At 63.8% G+C, this 18,574-nt stretch carries 17 protein-coding genes; 9 read left to right on the plus strand and 8 right to left on the minus strand.

Annotation, left to right across the window (positions count from 1 at the left end):
- Positions 1-32: 32 nt before the first annotated feature.
- Together CK222_RS17845 and CK222_RS17850 are read left to right on the plus strand one after the other, a co-directional pair.
- Positions 33-581, plus strand: a complete 549-nt coding sequence (locus CK222_RS17845) for a hypothetical protein (RefSeq protein ID WP_245433083.1) — start codon at positions 33-35, stop codon at positions 579-581.
- 14 nt (positions 582-595) lie between these two features.
- Positions 596-1,015, plus strand: a complete 420-nt coding sequence (locus CK222_RS17850) for an MAPEG family protein (RefSeq protein WP_067000646.1) — start codon at positions 596-598, stop codon at positions 1,013-1,015.
- A gap of 105 nt (positions 1,016-1,120) precedes the next feature.
- Here CK222_RS17850 and rnd read toward each other — a convergent pair whose 3' ends face one another.
- The 3 genes from rnd to CK222_RS32920 form a co-directional block, all read right to left on the minus strand.
- Positions 1,121-2,272 carry a ribonuclease D gene (gene rnd / locus CK222_RS17855; RefSeq protein ID WP_067329970.1) on the minus strand — a complete coding sequence of 384 codons (1,152 nt, stop codon included), beginning with the start codon at positions 2,270-2,272 and terminating at the stop codon, positions 1,121-1,123.
- A gap of 168 nt (positions 2,273-2,440) precedes the next feature.
- On the minus strand, positions 2,441-3,679 hold the full coding sequence (locus tag CK222_RS17860; RefSeq protein WP_095801255.1) for an MFS transporter: 1,239 nt from the start codon (positions 3,677-3,679) through the stop codon (positions 2,441-2,443).
- 129 nt (positions 3,680-3,808) lie between these two features.
- Complete coding sequence (locus CK222_RS32920; RefSeq protein ID WP_245307725.1) at positions 3,809-4,297, minus strand: MFS transporter; 489 nt, start codon at positions 4,295-4,297, stop codon at positions 3,809-3,811.
- Here CK222_RS32920 and CK222_RS32925 point away from each other — a divergent pair.
- The 3 genes from CK222_RS32925 (at position 4,182) to aspS (ending at position 6,949) form a co-directional block, all read left to right on the plus strand.
- Positions 4,182-4,880 (plus strand): hypothetical protein, encoded by a 699-nt coding sequence (locus CK222_RS32925; RefSeq protein WP_245307713.1) that lies wholly within the window; start codon positions 4,182-4,184, stop codon positions 4,878-4,880. The two genes, CK222_RS32920 and CK222_RS32925, sit on opposite strands and share 116 nt — an antisense overlap.
- On the plus strand, positions 4,867-5,043 hold the full coding sequence (locus tag CK222_RS32930; RefSeq protein WP_245307716.1) for a hypothetical protein: 177 nt from the start codon (positions 4,867-4,869) through the stop codon (positions 5,041-5,043). The genes CK222_RS32925 and CK222_RS32930 overlap by 14 nt, the downstream gene beginning before the upstream one ends.
- Before the next feature lie 118 nt (positions 5,044-5,161).
- Positions 5,162-6,949 (plus strand): aspartate--tRNA ligase, encoded by a 1,788-nt coding sequence (gene aspS, locus CK222_RS17875; protein WP_067329976.1) that lies wholly within the window; start codon positions 5,162-5,164, stop codon positions 6,947-6,949.
- A gap of 310 nt (positions 6,950-7,259) precedes the next feature.
- Here the strand turns inward: aspS and CK222_RS17885 are convergent, their stop codons facing one another.
- Positions 7,260-8,450, minus strand: coding sequence for a hypothetical protein (locus CK222_RS17885; protein WP_067329980.1), 1,191 nt, complete (start codon positions 8,448-8,450; stop codon positions 7,260-7,262).
- A 391-nt stretch (positions 8,451-8,841) separates the two neighbouring features.
- On the opposite strand from CK222_RS17885, the gene parC reads away from it, so the two are divergent.
- Complete coding sequence (gene parC, locus CK222_RS17890; protein WP_095801256.1) at positions 8,842-11,097, plus strand: DNA topoisomerase IV subunit A; 2,256 nt, start codon at positions 8,842-8,844, stop codon at positions 11,095-11,097.
- A 242-nt stretch (positions 11,098-11,339) separates the two neighbouring features.
- A complete protein-coding gene (locus CK222_RS17895) occupies positions 11,340-12,539 on the plus strand; it encodes an AI-2E family transporter (RefSeq protein ID WP_095801257.1) in 1,200 nt (399 codons plus the stop codon).
- On the opposite strand, the gene CK222_RS17900 is transcribed toward CK222_RS17895, so the two are convergent.
- The 3 genes from CK222_RS17900 to CK222_RS17910 form a co-directional block, all read right to left on the minus strand.
- On the minus strand, positions 12,527-13,423 hold the full coding sequence (locus CK222_RS17900) for a DMT family transporter (RefSeq protein WP_095801258.1): 897 nt from the start codon (positions 13,421-13,423) through the stop codon (positions 12,527-12,529). The genes CK222_RS17895 and CK222_RS17900 overlap by 13 nt on opposite strands.
- A 121-nt stretch (positions 13,424-13,544) precedes the next feature.
- Positions 13,545-14,309, minus strand: a complete 765-nt coding sequence (locus CK222_RS17905) for an arginyltransferase (protein WP_095801259.1) — start codon at positions 14,307-14,309, stop codon at positions 13,545-13,547.
- Positions 14,310-14,448: 139 nt separating this feature from the next.
- Positions 14,449-14,919 carry an RDD family protein gene (locus CK222_RS17910; protein ID WP_067329997.1) on the minus strand — a complete coding sequence of 157 codons (471 nt, stop codon included), beginning with the start codon at positions 14,917-14,919 and terminating at the stop codon, positions 14,449-14,451.
- Between the two features lie 200 nt (positions 14,920-15,119).
- Between CK222_RS17910 and sthA the strand changes: the two genes are divergently transcribed.
- Complete coding sequence (gene sthA / locus CK222_RS17915; protein ID WP_067330000.1) at positions 15,120-16,508, plus strand: Si-specific NAD(P)(+) transhydrogenase; 1,389 nt, start codon at positions 15,120-15,122, stop codon at positions 16,506-16,508.
- Positions 16,509-16,533: 25 nt separating this feature from the next.
- Here sthA and CK222_RS17920 read toward each other — a convergent pair whose 3' ends face one another.
- Entirely contained in the window at positions 16,534-17,196 is a 663-nt protein-coding gene (locus CK222_RS17920) for an alpha/beta hydrolase (RefSeq protein WP_095801260.1), read from the minus strand.
- Between the two features lie 203 nt (positions 17,197-17,399).
- On the opposite strand from CK222_RS17920, the gene opgC reads away from it, so the two are divergent.
- The gene (opgC, locus tag CK222_RS17925) at positions 17,400-18,572 is read left to right on the plus strand and encodes an OpgC domain-containing protein (RefSeq protein ID WP_067330202.1); all 1,173 of its coding nucleotides are present in this window, start codon (positions 17,400-17,402) and stop codon (positions 18,570-18,572) included.
- Positions 18,573-18,574 lie beyond the last annotated feature (2 nt).

The following is an 18,574-nucleotide window of genomic DNA, read 5'->3' on the forward strand; positions in this document are numbered from 1 at the left end:
AGCGGCCGGATCGCTTGGGACTATGGCGCAACCTGATCGTCACGGTGTTGCTCCTGTCGCGTCACGCGGCGGCGCTCTCGATTGGGTCCGCGGCGATCTTCATCGCCATGACGGCGCTCGAGTTCTTTTATTTCCGCCACCTGAGCGGCGGGCTTCCTTCGCTCGACATGCGTGTTACCGGCTTCACGCCGGATGAGGGCATGGCATGGCTGACGGCGCTCGGCCGGCGCGGCAGCGAGATCATCATCGTTTGGCATTATCTGACGTTTGATCTGCTCTTCCCGGCGCTGCTGTCGCTCACCTTGCTCAGCCTGATCCTGGCCTTCGGCAGGCGGCTGAGCACTTTCCGCTCCATGCCCGCGCAATTGAAGGCGCTGTCGGCACTGGTCCTGGTGTTGCCCTATACGATCGCCGACTACGCGCAGAACTTCGCCGTGGCGCGGCTTTTGTCGGATTTCCAGTCGGCCAATCCCGACTCGCTGGCCTTCGCCTCGTCGCTGACCGTGACAAAGTTCACGCTTCTGGCGATCCCCTTCGCGGTCGTTGCGGTCCTGGCGCTTGCCGGGCAGCGGCGGCGTTAAACGGTAGGGACAAGATGAACCAGACCGCCATCTTCTGGCCGATGCTGGCGCAGGTGCTGCTGGTCTACATCGTCTATCTGGTAATGCTGAAGCGGCGTTATCTTGCCGTGAAGTCCGGCGAGGCCAAGATCAGCCAGTACAAGGTCCGCTCGACCGAGCCGGCCTCAAGCGTTACCGTCGCCAACAACCTCATCAACCAGTTCGAGCTGCCGGTCCTCTTTCACGTGCTATGCTTGGCGCTGTTCGTTACCAATGGCGTGAATTACCTGACGCTGACGCTGATGTGGCTCTTCGTCGTCACGCGCTATGTGCACGCCTGGGTGCATCTCACCAGAAACTACCTGCTGCACCGCAGCCGCGCCTTCTTCCTCGGCGCGGGCATCCTTCTCGTCGCCTGGATCTGGTTCGCGCTGCACCTGCTTGGGGCGGTGTAGATTGATGCTTGTCGCCCAGAAGCGTGCGCGGTTCTGGGACAACGACACGCCATCAACTCAAGTATTTGAAGCACGTTGCCGGAATCCGTTTCAGCGCGACGCGGTTTAAAGGTCGAACACCGCTATCCTGCGCTTGTCGAACTTGATGCCGATCTCGCCGCGCACCAGTCTAAGCGCCTGCTCGCCGAACACGGCACGCCGCCAGCCTTGCAGCGCCGGCACGTCGGCGGCATCACCCTCGGCGGCGATGCGGTCGATGTCGTCGCTCGAGGCGAGCACCTTGGAGGCGACGCCTTCCTTCTCGGCGACGATCCTGAGCAGCACCTTGAGCAGTTCCGCCGCAGCGCTCGAGCCCTCCGGCGGCTGGAACGTCTTCGGCAGCTTGGGCATCGCTTCCTTCGGAAGGGAAAGGGCGGTGTTGACGGCGCTGAGCAGCGCGGTTGCCGTCGCCGAACGCTCCCAGCCCTTCGGCGTCGTCCGCAGCCGCCCCAATGCAGTCGCGTCGCGCGGCGCCTGTTGCGCGATTTCGTAGATCGCATCGTCCTTGAGCACGCGGCCGCGCGGCACGTCGCGCTCGCGCGCCTCGCGTTCGCGCCATGCCGCCACCGCCTGCACGATCGCCAGCTCCTGCGGCTTGCGCAGCCGCATCTTCAGCCGCTTCCAGGCATCCTCCGGATGCGGATCGTAGGTCTGGCGCGAGGTGAGGACGTCCATCTCCTCGTTGAGCCAGTGGGCGCGGTCCTCGCGCTTCAGCTCGGCGCTGAGATGCTCATATACCTTGATCAGGTGGGTGACGTCGGCGAGCGCGTATTCGAGTTGCTTGTCGGAGAGCGGCCGGTGCCGCCAGTCGGTGAAGCGCGAGGATTTGTCGAGCCGCGCGCCGGTGATGCGCTGCACCAGCTGATCGTAGGAGACGCTGTCGCCGAAGCCGCAGACCATGGCCGCCACCTGCGTGTCGAACACCGGATGCGGCACCAGGTCGCCCAGATGAACGATGATTTCGATGTCCTGGCGTGCGGCGTGAAAAACCTTGACCACCGCTTCGTTGGCCATCAGCCGGAAGAAGGGTTTGAGGTCGATGTCGGGCGAAAGCGGATCGATCAGCGCCGTCACGCCTGGCGCGGCCATCTGGATGAGGCAGAGGATCGGCCAGAAGGTCGTTTCGCGGATGAATTCGGTGTCGACGGTTACGAATTCGGACTTTTCGAACGCCGCGATGACGCTCTCGAGTTCTTTCTGGGTGGTGATGACGTGCATCAATTCGCTTTTGGCATCATATCAGGCCTCTTCAATTTCAGCCGCAAGCGCTTTCGTCAAGCCGCAGTTAGAGCAATTCCAGGAAAAGTGACGAACAGTTTTCCGTCCGTAATTGCATAAAATCAAAGAGATAGAGCGGTTCGGCGTGCCCGCGAAACGCTGAAACGCCTAATCCTGCTTGTCTGAATCGCCACCCCGCCGCGCCAGCCGCGCGAATAGCGTCGACGTGCGCAAAAGCGCGGTGAAGCGGCTGCGGCTGCCGGCCGGCACACTCGACCGCACCTGCATGCGGTAGAGGATCACAATGATGAGAACGGCATAGACGACGGCGTTGAAAACGAACAGCGCGCTCGGCCCGAAATGTTGCATCACCGCCGAGGCCGCAATCGGACCGCCGATCGCGCCGAAGGAGTAGAACAGCATCAGCGCCGCGTTGATCAGCACGAATTCGCCTTTGCCGGCCCGGTCGTTGGCATGCGCGGCCGATAGTGAATAGAGCGGCATGGCGAAGCTGCCGAAGATGAAAACGATGATGAAGTTGAGGAACGGGTCGGCGCGCGCCACGAAGGCCAGCGCCAGCCCGGCAAGCATGGCGCAGCACGTCGTCGCCAGCAGCACCGAGCGGCGGTCTCGGCGGTCGGAGAGATAGCCAAGCGGATATTGGATGAGGGCGCCTCCAAAAATGCCGACGCTGACGAAGGTCACGACATCGGCAACCGACATGCCGATCTCCTCGGCATAGACCGGCGACAGCGTGCGAAAGGCGCTGTTTGTGAGGCCGACGGCGATGCAGCCGATCGAGCCGAGTGGCGAGATCCGCCAGACGCGCGGCAGGTCGAGCTTGACGTCTTCCGGAGGCGCCGGGTTCGAGCGGTCCCCGAGCGAGACCGGCACCAGCGAAAAGGTGATCATCATCGACATGACGGCGAAGATGGCGAAACCGCCGGCGCCGAAGATCGGAATCAGGAATTGCGCGCCGGTAACCGAGCCGATGTCGACCATGCGATATATGGCGAGCACCCGCGCGCGGTCCTTGTTGCCGACGCCGGAATTCAGCCAGGCTTCCATGACGGTGAACAGGCCGGCAAAGCAGAAGCCGCCGGCAAAGCGCACCGCGCACCACATGACGGGGTCGATGACGAGCACCAGAAGCAGCGTGCCGACCGAGGCGATCGCGGCCAGCGCGGCAAAAGTCCGGACGTGGCCGACCGCCTTCAGGATACGCGTGACGGCCAGGCAGCCGAGCAGGAAACCGGCGAAATAGAACGTGCCCATCAGGCCGATATCGGAAGCGGAAAAGCCTTCCTGCGCCCCGCGCAAGGCAATCAGCGTTCCCTGCAGCCCATTGCCGCCAAGCAGGATGCCTGCGGCAATCAGGAGCGGAATAAGCGGACGGATGGACGACATTAAAGAGAGGCAATCACGGATCTGTGACCTCTTCTTGGACCATAGATCCTGTCAACGCCAGCGGCAAATGCAACTTCACATCCTTGCACCCGGCCGAGGAGATGGGCTGCCAATTGGGGTAGGGGTGTCCTAAGCCTTGCCGGCCCATATTTCTATCTCCAGCTCGACCGTAGCAGGTGTCTTGCCCGGAAACGCATGGATGTTCTCCACGGCCGGCCTCCGGCCAAGTGAACCTACCGTCAGCAGGCTGAGCGCGATGAAGGGGATGCCGATGCCATAGGCGGAGCGGATGCCCCAATGGTCCGATACGAAGCCGAGCAGCGGCGGGCCGAGCAGGAAAGCGATGAAGGAAATCTGCGAGAGCGCCGCGACGTTGATCGCCGCCGGGCGATCCGTCCGTTGCGCGGCGGCGGAGATCGCCAGCGGGAAGAGGGCGCTGCTGCCGATGCCCAACAGGGCAAAGCCAAACATCGAAACGGCCGGCAGCGGCGAGAAGAAGACGATGAGCACGCCGGCCGCCATCGCTGCCAAGAGCACGCGCGCGACCCCGCTTGGCGAGTGGCGGTCGACGAAGGAGTCGGCGAAAAGGCGTGTGGTTGCCTGCGAGAAGGCAAACAGCGCCACGGTCAAGCCCGGCGACGAAGGGGCCGGAGTCGAAGACGGTGCGCATGTAGATCGCCGACCAGTCGATGCTGGCGCCTTCGAGGAGCATCGCCGAAAGCGTCACGGCGACCAGGACCAGGATCGGCAATGTCGGCCGCGCGAACATCGGCGCCTTGTCGCCGGAGCTGGCGAAGCGGGCGGGCGCCGGCTCGAAGCCGCCGAGAAACAGGGCCGTTGCAATGGTCACCATCGGCACCACCAGCGCCAGATGCAGCTGCGGCGACAGGCCGAGATGCGCCATGGCGCCGCCGAACAGCCCGGCGCCGAAGAAGCCCGCGCTCCAGAGCTGACGGTCGCTACCAATTCGCCGGGCGTCGCATCGGCACTCGCCGATCTGCCCCTGGTCGAGCTGTTTGTGCTGGGCGGCAGGTATGTCCGCGACCTCGGCACCTGTGTCGGCGGCGATACGCTGGCCGCCGTGGCGCAGCTTGGCGCCGATCTGTTCTTCCTTGGCTCCTGCGGCCTCGATGCCCTCGCGTGGCGTCACCGCCTTCGATTCGGCGGAAGCGGAGGTCAAGCGCGCTATGGCCAGGAATAGCGCCGGCATCGTGATCGCCGTCACCAACGACAAGCTCGCCACCGCAGCGCCTTATCGCGTCGCCGCGCCCGACGCGATAAGCCATCTGGTGGTGGACAAGACGGCGCCTTCACCCATCCTTGCCGATTTCGAGCGCCTGGGTGCCGAAATCCACTTTGCCTGACCTGGGGCACCGCGCCTGCGTGTGACCGCTTGCCTTGACAAAGCCGGCCTCTCATGCGCTTTTCGCGCCAATTTTCGAGCCGGGCTTTCGCCCGCAATTCCGGACTCCACCAATGACAATGCATCGTTACCGCAGCCACACCTGTGCCCAATTGAGAAAGACCGACGTCGGCAATTCGGTCCGCCTGTCCGGCTGGGTGCATCGCGTGCGCGACCATGGCGGGCTGCTGTTCATCGACCTGCGCGACCATTACGGCCTGACCCAGATCGTCGCCGATCCGGACTCGCCGGCCTTCAAGGTCGCCGAGACGGTGCGCGGCGAATGGGTGATCCGCATCGACGGCGAGGTCAAAGCGCGCCTGCCGGAGACCGTCAACGCCAATTTGCCGACTGGCGAGATCGAGATTTTCGCGCGCGAGATCGAAGTGCTGTCGGCGGCCAAGGAGCTGCCGCTGCCGGTGTTCGGCGAGCCTGAATACCCCGAGGACATCCGCCTGAAATACCGCTTCCTCGACCTGCGCCGCGAGACGCTGCACAGGAACATCGTTGCGCGCACCAAGATCATCGCCGAGATGCGCAAGCGCATGGGCGAGGTCGGTTTCACCGAATTCTCGACGCCGATCCTGACCGCGTCGTCGCCCGAAGGCGCGCGCGACTTCCTGGTGCCGTCGCGCATCCATCCCGGCACCTTCTATGCCCTGCCGCAGGCGCCGCAGCAGTACAAGCAGCTGATCATGGTCTCCGGCTTCGACCGCTACTTCCAGATCGCGCCCTGCTTCCGTGACGAGGATCCGCGCGCCGACCGCCTGCCCGGCGAGTTCTACCAGCTCGACCTCGAGATGAGCTTCGTCGAGCAGGATGACGTGCTCTCCACCATGGAGCCGGTGCTTCGCGGCGTCTTCGAGACCTTTGCCGCCGGCAAGCCGGTGACTCAGCAATTCCGTCGCATTCCCTTCGACGAGGCGATGCGGACCTACGGCACCGACAAGCCGGACCTGCGCAACCCGATCGAGATGCAGGCGGTCTCGGATCATTTCCGCGATTCCGGCTTCAAGGTCTTCGCCAACATCCTGGCCAACGATCCGAAGGCCGAAGTCTGGGCTATCCCCGCCAAGACCGGCGGCAGCCGCGCCTTCTGCGATCGCATGAACTCCTGGGCGCAGGGCGAGGGCCAGCCAGGCCTCGGATACATCTTCTGGCGCAAGGAGGGCGACAAGCTCGAAGGCGCCGGACCGATCGCCAAGAACATCGGTGAGGAACGCACCGAGGCGGTGCGCCAGCAGCTTGGCCTTGCCGATGGCGATGCCGCCTTCTTCGTCGCCGGTGACCCGAAGAAGTTCGTTTCCTTCGCGGGCGCCGCGCGCACCCGCGCCGGCGAGGAATTGAACCTCGTCGACCGCGATCGCTTCGAACTCTGCTGGATCGTCGACTTTCCGTTCTTCGAATGGAACGAGGATGAGAAGAAGATCGACTTCGCCCACAATCCGTTCTCCATGCCGCAGGGCGGCATCGACGCGCTCGGCGGCCAGGAGCCGCTGGGCATCAAGGCGTTCCAATACGACATGGTCTGCAACGGTTTCGAGATCGCATCCGGCGGCATCCGCAACCACCTGCCGGAGACCATGGTCAAGGCCTTCGAGATGGTCGGCCTCGATCGCCAGACGGTCGAGGAGCGCTTCGGCGGCCTCTACCGCGCCTTCCAGTATGGCGCGCCGCCGCATGGCGGCATGGCGGCCGGCATCGACCGCATCGTCATGCTTTTGGTCGGCGCCAAGAACCTGCGCGAGGTCACCATGTTCCCGATGAACCAGCAGGCCTATGACCTGCTGATGAACGCGCCTTCGGAGGCCACCCCGCAGCAGCTTCGGGAGCTGTCGCTGCGCGTCGCCGTCGCGAAGAAGGACTGAGACGCGGGGACTCATCCTGAATCGATGGTAGCTCCGGGAGTGATTGGCGGCTGGCCTTCGCTCCAGAGCCATTTTCTCAAGGATTGGGTCAGAGCGTGTGGGCAACCGCCCGGATTTCAACCAATTGCTGCGGGAATGCCAGGCCCGAGACCCCGAGGAGGGTCACGGCAGGGCGGGGTGGTCCGACATACTCCTGTAAAGAGCGACAAACGCCTTCGTCGAGGAGGTCAGGCCCTGATCGTAGGAAAACGGCGATCCGGATCATCCGAACCGCCGTTGGATAATGCTGGCAGGTGCGAGGCGCCCCCGATCAGTCCTCGTTCGCCTTGACCTTCACGCCCAGCGTCTTCGGCAGGTCGAGCGGGTTGGACATGGCGCCGGCCATGATCAGCGCGAACGGCACCGACGCCGGCGGCTCGGCCGAGATCTCGAGGCTCTTGGGGTCGTCGAGGAACTTGTTGACCGCGGCCGACACCTCGGCCGTCAGTTCGGGATTGTTGAGCTGCGCCATGCCGAACGGCACGATCGCCTTGGCTTGATTGGCGACGTCCTTGCCGGACATGCCCTGCTGCTTGCCGACATAGTCGAGCACCTTGCCGGTCAGCGAATCGTCGTCGAAGCGCACCGAGGCGCCGTTGAAGGAAAGCTGCTGCAAGAGGCCGAGCATGGCCATGCCCTGCGCGGAATTGTCGGCACCCTCGGGCTGTGCAGCGAACTTCTTTTGCATCTCCTGCATCGACTTGATGAAGTCGAGGGTGTAGCCGCCGAGATTGAAGGTCATGCCGAGCGTGCCGGCATTCTCGACCGAGATGTCGTATTTCGAGAGCTCCATCTTGCCGTCGCTGGGCTGCCAGGTGCCGGCCATCGAGACCGTACCGGAGATATTCTGGTAGCCGAGCGCTTGAATCGCCTCCTTCGACTTCGGGTCCTCGACCAGTGTCAGGTCGGCGTTGAACTTTTCCGTGTTGGCGGTGAAGTCCATCGCCTTGCCGTCGGCCGGCGGGGTGATCTGGACGGCCAGCCCGTCCATCGAGAAGGCCGTCTTGTCGCCGACCTTGACGGTCATGTTGGAGAGCTCGGCCGACTTGTACATCATCAGCGAGCCGAGCGGGTCGGTGCTGCCTTCGGCCGGCACCTTCATGCCGTGAATGACAACGGGGCTGAGGTTGAGCGTCACGCCGTCCTGGCTGCGCTCGAATGCCGAGCTCGAGACGGTCGCGATCTCGAAGCCGCCATTGGCCTCGGTGATGCCCTCCAGCTTCACGTCGCCGATCGGCAGGGCTTCCTTCTCGGCTGCCGGCTTGATGGACACGCCCTGCAGCACCGCGTTCGAATTGTCGCCGGAGACGCCGGTCCAGGAAATGTCGACGCCCTGGGCGGCAAGGGCCGCCTTGACGCGGTCGGCCACCGCCGGATCGGCGGCGAAGGCGGTGTTGAGCGGCAGGGCCAGCAGAATGGTTGAAAAAGCCAGTTTCTTGAGCATTGAGCGTTGAATTTTCATGGCGAGTTCCCTGTCCTGAAAAGTGTTTTTGAATTCTACTCCATCACCATTCCGCGACGAACGGGTCGGGAACAAGGCGTTTCCCGGCACATTTGTCGAAAACGGCGATGAAAAGCAAACCCGGCCGGCACGCTTTGCATGATGCGGTGAATTTGTCATGAAGACCGCGGCTCTCCTGCGCCGGCGCGTTGCCTGCCCAGATAGAGGGCGCATGTAACAGATTGATGTTGGCCGGTTAGCCCGCTTGCTGCCGGGGCCGGTTGCAGAATGGGCAAACTGGAATGTTCAACTTGCCGCTTCCGTGAAATCCTTCACGTCGCCATTTGCGACGAATCCGCCGACTGCCAACCCGGCGCTTGCCGCGAATCACCCGCTCGGCTAGTCCAAATCCATGGGCAAAAGGCATTTGCCGCCTGAAGACAATGGCGGCGGCGACAACATCGAACCGGTCGATCTGAAGGAAGCGCTCGAGAAGCGCTATCTTGCCTATGCGCTGTCGACCATCATGCACCGGGCGCTGCCGGATGTGCGGGACGGACTGAAGCCGGTCCATCGCCGCATCATGCATGCCATGCGGCTCTTGCGGCTCAACCCGGATCAGGGCTTCGCCAAATGCGCCCGCATCGTCGGCGAGGTGATGGGTAAGTTCCATCCGCATGGCGACCAGTCGATCTACGACGCGCTGGTGCGGCTCGCGCAGGGATTCTCGATGCGCTACCCGCTGGTCGACGGGCAGGGCAATTTCGGCAATATCGACGGCGATAACGCCGCCGCCATGCGCTACACCGAAGCGCGCATGACGGAGGTGGCGACTGAGCTGCTTGCCGGCATCACCGAGGACGCCGTCGACTTCCGGCCGACCTATAATGAGGAGGACGAGGAACCCTCCGTTCTACCCGGCGCCTTCCCGAACCTGCTCGCCAACGGCTCGTCCGGCATTGCGGTCGGCATGGCGACCTCGATCCCGCCGCACAACGCCGCCGAGCTTTGCGACGCGGCACTTCATCTGATCGAGCATCCGGACGCGCCGGTGGCGAAGCTGATGGATTTCGTCCAAGGGCCGGATTTCCCGACCGGCGGCATCATCGTCGACAGCCGCGCCTCGATCCTCGAAGCCTATGAGAGCGGCCGCGGCGGTTTCCGCGTGCGCTCCAGATGGAGCCAGGAGGACCAGGGCAGGGGCACCTGGAGCATTGTCGTCACGGAAATCCCCTATGGCGTCCAGAAGGCCAGGCTGATCGAGAAGATCGCCGAGCTGCTGATGGCGCGCAAGCTGCCGCTGCTCGAGGACGTCCGCGACGAAAGCGCCGAGGATATCCGTATCGTGCTCGTGCCGAAGAGCCGCAGCGTCGATCCAGGCATCCTGATGGAATCGCTGTTCAAGCTGACCGAGCTCGAAAGCCGCTTCCCGCTCAACATGAACGTGCTGTCGCGCGGCAAGGTGCCGAACGTCCTGTCGCTGAAGGGCGTGCTGAAGGAATGGCTCGATCACCGCCGCGACGTGCTGATCCGCCGCTCGAGATATCGGCTGGGCGAGATCGAGAAGCGGCTGGAAATCCTGGCCGGCTATCTGATCGCCTATTTGAACATCGACGAGGTGATCAGGATCATCCGCGAGGAGGACGAGTCCAAGCAGGTGATGATGGCCCGCTGGTCGCTCACCGACAATCAGGCCGAAGCCATCCTGAACATGCGGCTGCGCGCCCTGCGCAAGCTGGAAGAGATCGAAATCCGCAAGGAGTTCGACGGCCTTACCGAGGAGAAGAAGCAGATCGAGGCATTGCTTGCCTCCCACGCCAAGCAATGGGCGACGATCAAGTGGGAAGTCGCTGAGGTTCGTAAGAAGTTCGGTCCGGAGACCAAGCTCGGCAAACGCCGCACCCAGTTCGCCGACGCGCCCGAGCATGACCTCACCGATATCGCGCACGCCATGATCGAGCGCGAGCCTGTCACCGTCGTGGTTTCGGAAAAGGGCTGGCTCCGCGCGATGAAGGGTCACCTGACCGACTATTCGCAGCTTGCCTTCAAGGAAGGCGACAGCCTGAAGCTCGCCTTCCACGCGCAGACGACCGACAAGATCCTGGTCTTCACCACCGGCGGCAAGTTCTACACCATCGGCGCCGACCGGCTGCCGGGCGGGCGCGGCCATGGCGAGCCGATCCGCATCATCGTCGACATGGAAAACGACCAGGACATCGTCACCGCCTTTGTCCACGACCCGAAGCGCAGGCTGCTTCTGGTCTCATACGACGCCAACGGCTTCGTCGTCTCCGAGGAAGAGGTGATCGCCAACACCCGCAAGGGCAAGCAGGTGATGAACGTCAAGGCGCCGGACGAGGCCAAACGCTGCATTCCGGTTGCCGGCGACCATCTCGCCATCGTCGGCGAGAATCGCAAGATGCTGATCTTCCCGCTGTCTGAAATCCCGGAAATGGCGCGCGGCAAGGGTGTGCGCCTGCAGAAATACAAGGACGGCGGCGTGCTGGACCTTAAGACCTTCACGATTGCAGCGGGGCTGACCTGGCAGGATTCGGCCGACCGCACCTTCACCAAGTCGCGCGAGGAATTGGCCGAGTGGATCGGCGCCCGTGCAGCCGCCGGTCGCATGGTGCCGAAGGGTTTCCCGAGGACGGGCAAGTTCGGGTAGCGGGGCTCCCTCTTCTCCCCGTGTGGGAGAAGGTGTCGCCGAAGGCGACGGATGAGCGTGTTCCAAGGAACGCAGAGGTCTCGCTCCGCTGGAACATCCTTTATCCGTCTCGGCGCTACGTGCCGATCCACCTTCTCCCTCACGGGGAGGAGGCTAGGCGCAAACATTTGGACTATCGTCACGATTGCTGCACTATGATGGTGCATAAGCAACCATCGAGCTGGCAGGGGAGAACCGCCGCGTTGAAGAGGGCTGAGATCCAGAAACCAGGGCAGCGCCTGTTCGGTCTGTCGGCGCCGCTGAGGGCTGCCGTCATCCCGCCGCTGTCGGCGGCGCGCTGGCTCCTGGTGCTGATCGTCGCCGCCGGCGTCTATTTCTTCCACGGCTTCCTGTTCCCGGTGCTGGCGGCGCTCGTCATCGCCTTCGCCAGCTGGCCGCTCTACCGCCGGCTGCTCGCCGGGGTCGGCGGCAACCGCACGATCGCCGCGACCCTCGCGATCCTGTTCATTCTGACCTTCCTGGTGGTGCCGATAGCGCTCGCCGGCACTTACGCCATCAACGAGCTTCGCGAGTGGGTGGTCTGGGCGATCGAGACCAACCGCCACGGCTCTGCCACGCCCCAATGGATCGCCACCATGCCGGTCGTCGGCGAATGGCTGAACCAGCAGTGGACGGCCAATCTCGGCCATCCCGGCGGCATCGGCGAATTGATCCAGATGGTCAGCGGCTCCAACATCGGCACCATCTATCGCGGCGCGCTGGCCGCCGGCGGCAGCGCCTTCGGGCTGCTGCTCACGCTGCTTTTCATGCTGATCGCGCTGTTCTTTGCCTATCGCGACGGCGAGGGCTTCGCGGCGCAGGTTGATCGCCTCGGCGAGCGCATCCTGCCGACGCGCTGGGAGCGCATCTCGCGCGTCGTGCCGGCTACCATTTCATCGACCGTCACCGGCATGACCGTCATCGCCATCGGCGAGGGCGTGGTGCTGGGCGTCGCCTATTGGCTGGCCGGCGTGCCGTCGCCGGTCACGCTCGGGGCGCTTACCGGCATCATGGCGCTGATCCCGGGCGGCGCGCCGCTCTCCTTCACGCTGGTGTCGATCTACCTCGCCGCCAGCGGCAAGTTGTTTGCGGGCCTTGCGCTGTTCGTCTGGGGCGCGGTCGAGCTTTTCATCGTCGACAAGACGCTGCGCCCGAAGCTGGTCGGCGGGCCGATCAAGCTGCCTTTCCTGCCGACCTTTTTCGGCCTGATCGGCGGCGTCAAGACGATGGGCTTCCTCGGCCTCTTCATAGGCCCTGTACTGATGGCGCTGCTCGTCGCCATCTGGCGCGAATGGCTGCGCGAGGTCGAGCTGATGGATGGGCTTCCACCTGCCGCTGAAGAAGGGAACGGGCCGCCACGGATCGAGACGGCGCCTGAGACCAGGAAAATTCAGGCCGGGTAGGCGACGGCGAGCGCCGCCCGGCGCCTGCGGCCTTCGTGCAATTGCCAGAGCGAGTGGGCTACCAGCGCCACGATCAGGATCGCGCCGCCGATCAGGCTGTTTCGTGTCGGAGCCTCGGCAAAGACCAGCCAGACCCAGACAGGCGCGAGCACCGTCTCCAGAACGTAAAACATCGCCACCTCCGGCCCTGAAATATATTTCGGGCCGGCGGCGAGACAGAAGAACGAGATCGGCATGATCACCGCGCCGTTGAAGATGATCCACCACGGCGCGTTGACGTGCAGTCCTTCACCCGAGACCATGAATGCGGCGAGCGCTAGCGGAAAGACGACGCCGACCAGCGCGGTGAAGCCCATGTCCTTGCCGCTGGCGCGCGAGATGGTGATGGCGAGTGCGACGAAGAAAGCCGAGCAGAGCGCCATGAAATCGCCGAACAGTTTTCCGGTGCCGACCGAACCGCCGACGATGATCAGCACGCCGACGATCATCGCCAGCATTGCGATCACGGTGCTCAGCCGCGGTCGTTCTCTGAGGAACAGCCAGGAGAGCAGCGCCGCGAAGACGGTGTTGAAGGCCAGGATGAAGACGAGGTCGGCGGTCGAGGTATGATAGACGGCGGTGACGAAGGTGATCGAAGTCAGGCCGTAGCAGATCGCCGCCGCCAGGCCCGACCAGCCGGGGATGAGCTTCGGCACTTTGCCGCGCACCGCGCGCCAGACGACCCAAATCAACAGGGTGGCGACAAGCGTTGTCCCGGTCCGCAGCGCCATGATGGTCCACGGGCTGCCATCCGCGAGCCGGATCAGGGGAATGTCGAAGGTGAGCACCAGGCCGCCGATGGCGGTGATCAGCAGGCCTTTCTGATGGTCGTGGTGGGAAGACATGATTGGTCTCGCAATGATTTGCAGGCGGCGGCTGGCTCGATGGCGCACGCTTCCAGCGAGTGGCGGAAACACCAGCTTCCTGCCCCTTGAAACAGTTTAAGAACGGGCTTTGGAAAAAAGGTCAGCGACTGACCGCTTCGTGGTCGTAGCGTTCCCAGCCTTTCGGACCGAGATGCTCCTGCGGCATGAACCGCATCTTATAGCTCATCTTGCGCGAGCCGTTGACCCAGTAGCCGAGATAGACGTGGGGCAGTCCCATCGCCTTGGCGCGGGCGATGTGATCGAGGATCATGAAGGTGCCGAGCGAGCGGTCCTCGAAATCGGGATTGAAGTAGGAATAGACCATCGACAAGCCGTCGGCCATCTTGTCGGTCAGCGCTACGGCAATCAATTCACCCTGGCCCTTGCCGGTGATGAAGGTGTCGGGGCCGCGGCGCCGGTATTCGATGATCTTGGTGTCGACATGCGTGTCCTCGACCATCATCGCATAGTCGAGCACTGTCATGTCGGACATCCCGCCGCGGCGATGGCGCGCGTCGAGATAGGCGCGAAATAGCGAATATTGCTCGGTGGAAGGCTGCGCGTCGTGCATGGCGCCGATGAGGTCGGCATTGCGCTGAGTGACGCGGCGCATGTTGCGGCTGGCGATGAACTCCTGCGCCAGGATGCGCACCGACACGCAGGCGCGGCAGGATTCGCAGGCCGGCCGGTAGGCGATGTTCTGGGAACGCCGGAAGCCGCCTTGCGTGAGCAGATCGTTCATCTCGGGCGCCTTGTCGCCGACAAGGTGCGTGAACACCTTCCGCTCGAACTGGCCCTCCAGATAGGGGCACGGGGACGGCGCGGTCAGGAAGAACTGCGGCGACTGGGTCGGATGCTGCGTCATGGATTCTTGGACACGCTCCTGCGAATCGCCCTACCTTTGGCCCGGCCGGCGAAAAATTCAACAGGATTGTGCTGTCGCGGCCGGCCCAAGCTGTTCATATCTAGCACAACCGGCGCGGCGACGGCGGCCGCACATAGCGTCAGCTATCGGTGCGGGTGACGACGGTGCCGAGAAGCAGGTCGTGCAGCGTCCGCTTGCGATCGGAAAACAGCGTGACCAGCAGCACCAGCGGCGTCAGGATGACGTTGCCGGCCCAGAACAGCACCGAATGCACGACGGCGGTCAGGCCGTCGATGCGCGTGCCGTCGAGCCTCTCAAGCCGGATGCCCATGATCTTCATGCCGGTTGTGGCCTGGTCGCGGCTGCCCAGCGTGTTCCAGATGTAGAGGATGGCAACCGCCGGAAGCAGGACGGAGAACAGCGCCCAGCCCAGGCCGAAGGTCAAAAGCCCGAGTAGGGCGACCAATATGGCGAAGGGGATGGTGAGCAGCGCCACGAAGAAATAGTCGAGGATGAAGGCGAAGATGCGCCTGGTGCGCACGCCGCGGTAGGCGCGTGTATCCTCGAGCCTTGTGGTGATAATCTCGCCGTCCAGCACGCGCGTGTTCATGTGTCATGCCCTCGCAACAGGCCGGAAATAAGTCTCGGCCATTCGCCTCTGAAATGGTGAAAGCCGGTGGCGGAATCAAGATGGACCGCTCGTGACGCCGGCGCGGCAGGCTGTGGCGAGCGGCGCTGCGGCGATTGAATTCCAGGCGCGGATCGCGTTAGCCTGCTGCGGCGCAACAAGACGCCGAGGGGATGGGGAATATGGACTACGACATGTTGGTCATCGGCAGCGGCCCCTCCGGGCGCCGCGCCGCGGTGCAGTCGGCAAAGCTCGGCAAGTCGGTTTTGGTCGTCGATAGGGGCCGGCGTCTCGGCGGCGTCTCCGTGCACACCGGCACCATTCCGTCCAAGACGCTGCGCGAAACGGTGCTCAATCTCTCCGGCTGGCGCGAGCGCGGCTTCTACGGGCGCGGCTACCGGGTCAAGCAGGATATTTCGGTCAGCGACCTCGTCGAGCGCCTGCACAAGACGCTCGATCACGAAGTCGAGGTGCTGCAGCATCAGTTCATGCGCAACGCGGTCAAAAGCGCGCGGGCCACGGCCAGATTCATCGGCGCAAACAAGGTCAGCCTGACCACCGACAATGGCGACTATAGCGAGATCGGTTTCGCCAATGCGCTGATCGCCGTCGGCACCAGGCCGCACCGCCCGCGCGACGTGCCGTTCGACAAGACGCGCGTCTTCGACAGCGACGAGATGCTGGAACTCGACCGGTTGCCGCGCACGCTGACCGTCATCGGCGCCGGCGTCATCGGCGTCGAATACGCGACCATCTTTTCGGCGCTCGACGTGCCGGTGACACTGGTCGAGCCGCGCAACACCATCCTCGATTTCGTCGATCGCGAAATCGTCGACGACTTCATCCATCAGATGCGCGACCGCGGCATGACCATTCGCCTCGGCAGCACGGTAAAAGAAATCGCCTCCAAGCCCGATCATGCCGAAGTGACCCTTGCCGACGGCCGCACCATCCGCTCCGAAATCGTGCTTTACGCTGCAGGCCGCAGCGGCAATCTTGGCAGCCTCGGGCTCGACATGGTCGGCATCGAGGCCGACAGCCGCGGCCGCATCAAGGTCGATCCCCAGACATTTCAGACCAGCGCGCCCAATATCTATGCCACCGGCGACGTCATCGGCTTTCCGAGTCTGGCCTCGACCTCGATGGAGCAGGGCAGGGTGGCTGCCTGCCATGCCTTCGGCGTGGCGCTGCCGCCGCCGCCGGAAACCTTTCCTTACGGCATCTACGCCGTGCCGGAAATCTCCACCGTCGGCCAGTCCGAGGAGCAGGTGCGCGAGAGCGGGATCGCCTATGAGGTCGGCGTGGCGCGCTTCCGGGAAACCTCGCGCGGCCACATCATGGGCGTCAACTCAGGTTTCCTGAAACTCCTGTTCTCGGTCGACACGCGCCGCCTGCTCGGCGCCCATATCGTCGGCGAGGGTGCGACCGAGCTCATCCATATCGGCCAGGCGGTGATCAATCTCGGCGGCACGGTCGACTTCTTCGTCAACAACACCTTCAACTATCCGACGCTGGCCGAAGCCTACAAGATCGCCGGGCTGGATGCCTGGAACCGGATGGGGCAGGGCTAGCCTCGGCAGCAGCGTCTATCTCTCGTCAGGCGGCCGGCGTCGAGGTCGCGGCAAGCCACTGCCGGGCGATCGCGGCATCCGCTTCGCCGAACTCATGGCCGGAGGCGACGATGCGCGCATCGACCTCGGCACGGCGCTGGCTGAAGAGCGTCACCAAGGCTGGCGCGAACGGGCCGTAGGTCTGGTCGGCCGCGCCGGCGATGATCAGCACCCGCGTTCCGGCAAGGTTCGTCGCCGGCGCATCGTCGAGCACCGGCATCGCCCTGAGCAGCGCCGCCTGCCTGACCAGGCCGGGATGAAGCAGCATCAGCGTGGAAACCAGATTGGCGCCGTTTGAGTAACCCAGGAAGGTCGCGCGGGTGAGATCAAGCTCGTGGAGCCGTTCGGCTTCCACTGCGAATTGGGCGAAAGCGGCCGTCTCCGCGCGGATACTCGACTGCTCGAAGCTGGTCGGCGTGATTCGTTCGAACCAGCGAAAACCGTCCTCCTGGCGGATGCGGCCGCGTGCTGCGACAACCACCGCGCGCGGCGCGATCCGCCTCGCCAGCGGCAAAAGTGTCGCTTCGTCCACGCCCGATCCATGCAGCACGAAAAGGCATTCGCCGCTCGCATTTTCCGGTCTGATCAGACGATAGGAAAAGGGCAGATCATCCTGCAGCTCGCTGTTTTTGCTGTCATGTTCGGACATGATCAGATCCTTTTGATTCTACGGTGATTCCGCTGATTTGCCGGCTTCAAAACGGAATGTTTTCAAGCTCCGCGAAAGTTGATTGAACCTGGCGCATTTCGGGCCGTTTCTGCGCCGATACACTCCCGAACGGGAGGAATCGAAGCGGTGCGTCGGGGGTCGCATTGCTGGACATGAAACACCAGCTCTGAGGCCTTTTGTCGATGACCATCCCCGTTTCTCAACGCGATACGCGTATCGATGTGCTGCGCGCGCTCGCCTTGCTCACCATTTTCGTCGACCACGTGCCGGGTACCGTCTTCGAAAACCTGACCTACAAGAACCTCGGCTTTTCCGATGCGGCAGAGGCCTTCGTTTTGATCTCCGGCATCTCGGTGGCGCTCGCCTATGGCACCAAGTTCAAGCCGGGGGGCAGGCTGCTGGCGACCCTCAAGATGTGGCGGCGCGCCGGCGTGCTCTACGTCACCCACATCGTCATCACCATGCTGGTGATCGCCCTGTTTTCGGCCACGGCCGTGTTCGCCCACCGCCCGGAGCTGTTGAAGATGATCAACATCGAGCCGCTGATGAAGGACACGCCGGAGGTGCTTTTCGGCATCGTCACCCTCGGCCATCAGCTCGGCTACAACAACATCCTGCCGGTCTATGCCGCGCTGCTTCTGGCGGCGCCGGCCTTCGTTCTGTTCGTCAGCTACAGGCCCGTGGCGGCACTGACGGTATCCGGGCTGCTGTGGCTGGTCGCCGGCATCTGGCAGATCGCTCCGCCGAATTATCCCGAGCCGGGTCTCTGGTTCTTGAACCCGCTGTCCTGGCAGTTTCTGTTCAACATCGGCCTTGCCGCCATGCTGCATATCAAGCGCGGCGGCACCATCCCCGTAAACCGGTGGCTGGTGGGTTTCGCCGGCGTCTATGTGGTGGGCGCGGCGATCTGGGTGCACAGCCCACTCTGGGGGCAGATCACCTGGTTCAATCTGCCGGTGGTGATCGGCGGCTTCGACAAGACCTTCCTGTCGCTGCCGCGGCTGCTGCATATCTTGGCCGTCAGCTATCTGGTAGTCGCCCTGCCGGCCGTATCGAACCTTTTCCGCGCCAAGCCCGACAATCCGCTGGCGATCCTCGGCAAGCGTTCGCTGCCCGTCTTCGTTGCCGGCACGCTGATTGCCATGGCCGCTCAGGTGCTCAAGCTGATCAATCCGGGCGGCCTCGCCTATGACACGTTGCTGATCGCTGCCGGCATCGCCATGCAGTTCGCACTGGCGCTCTATCTCGAATGGCTCGCCGGTCTCGGCCCGACCCGCATCAAACCGGCGCGTGCGGAGCCGGCGCGCACCGGGTTCGCTGCGCCGCCCATGCCGGCGCGGGTCGGCGGATATTGAGA

The organism is Mesorhizobium sp. WSM3866 (assembly GCF_002294795.1).
In the GTDB taxonomy this organism is placed as follows: Bacteria; Pseudomonadota; Alphaproteobacteria; order Rhizobiales; family Rhizobiaceae; genus Mesorhizobium.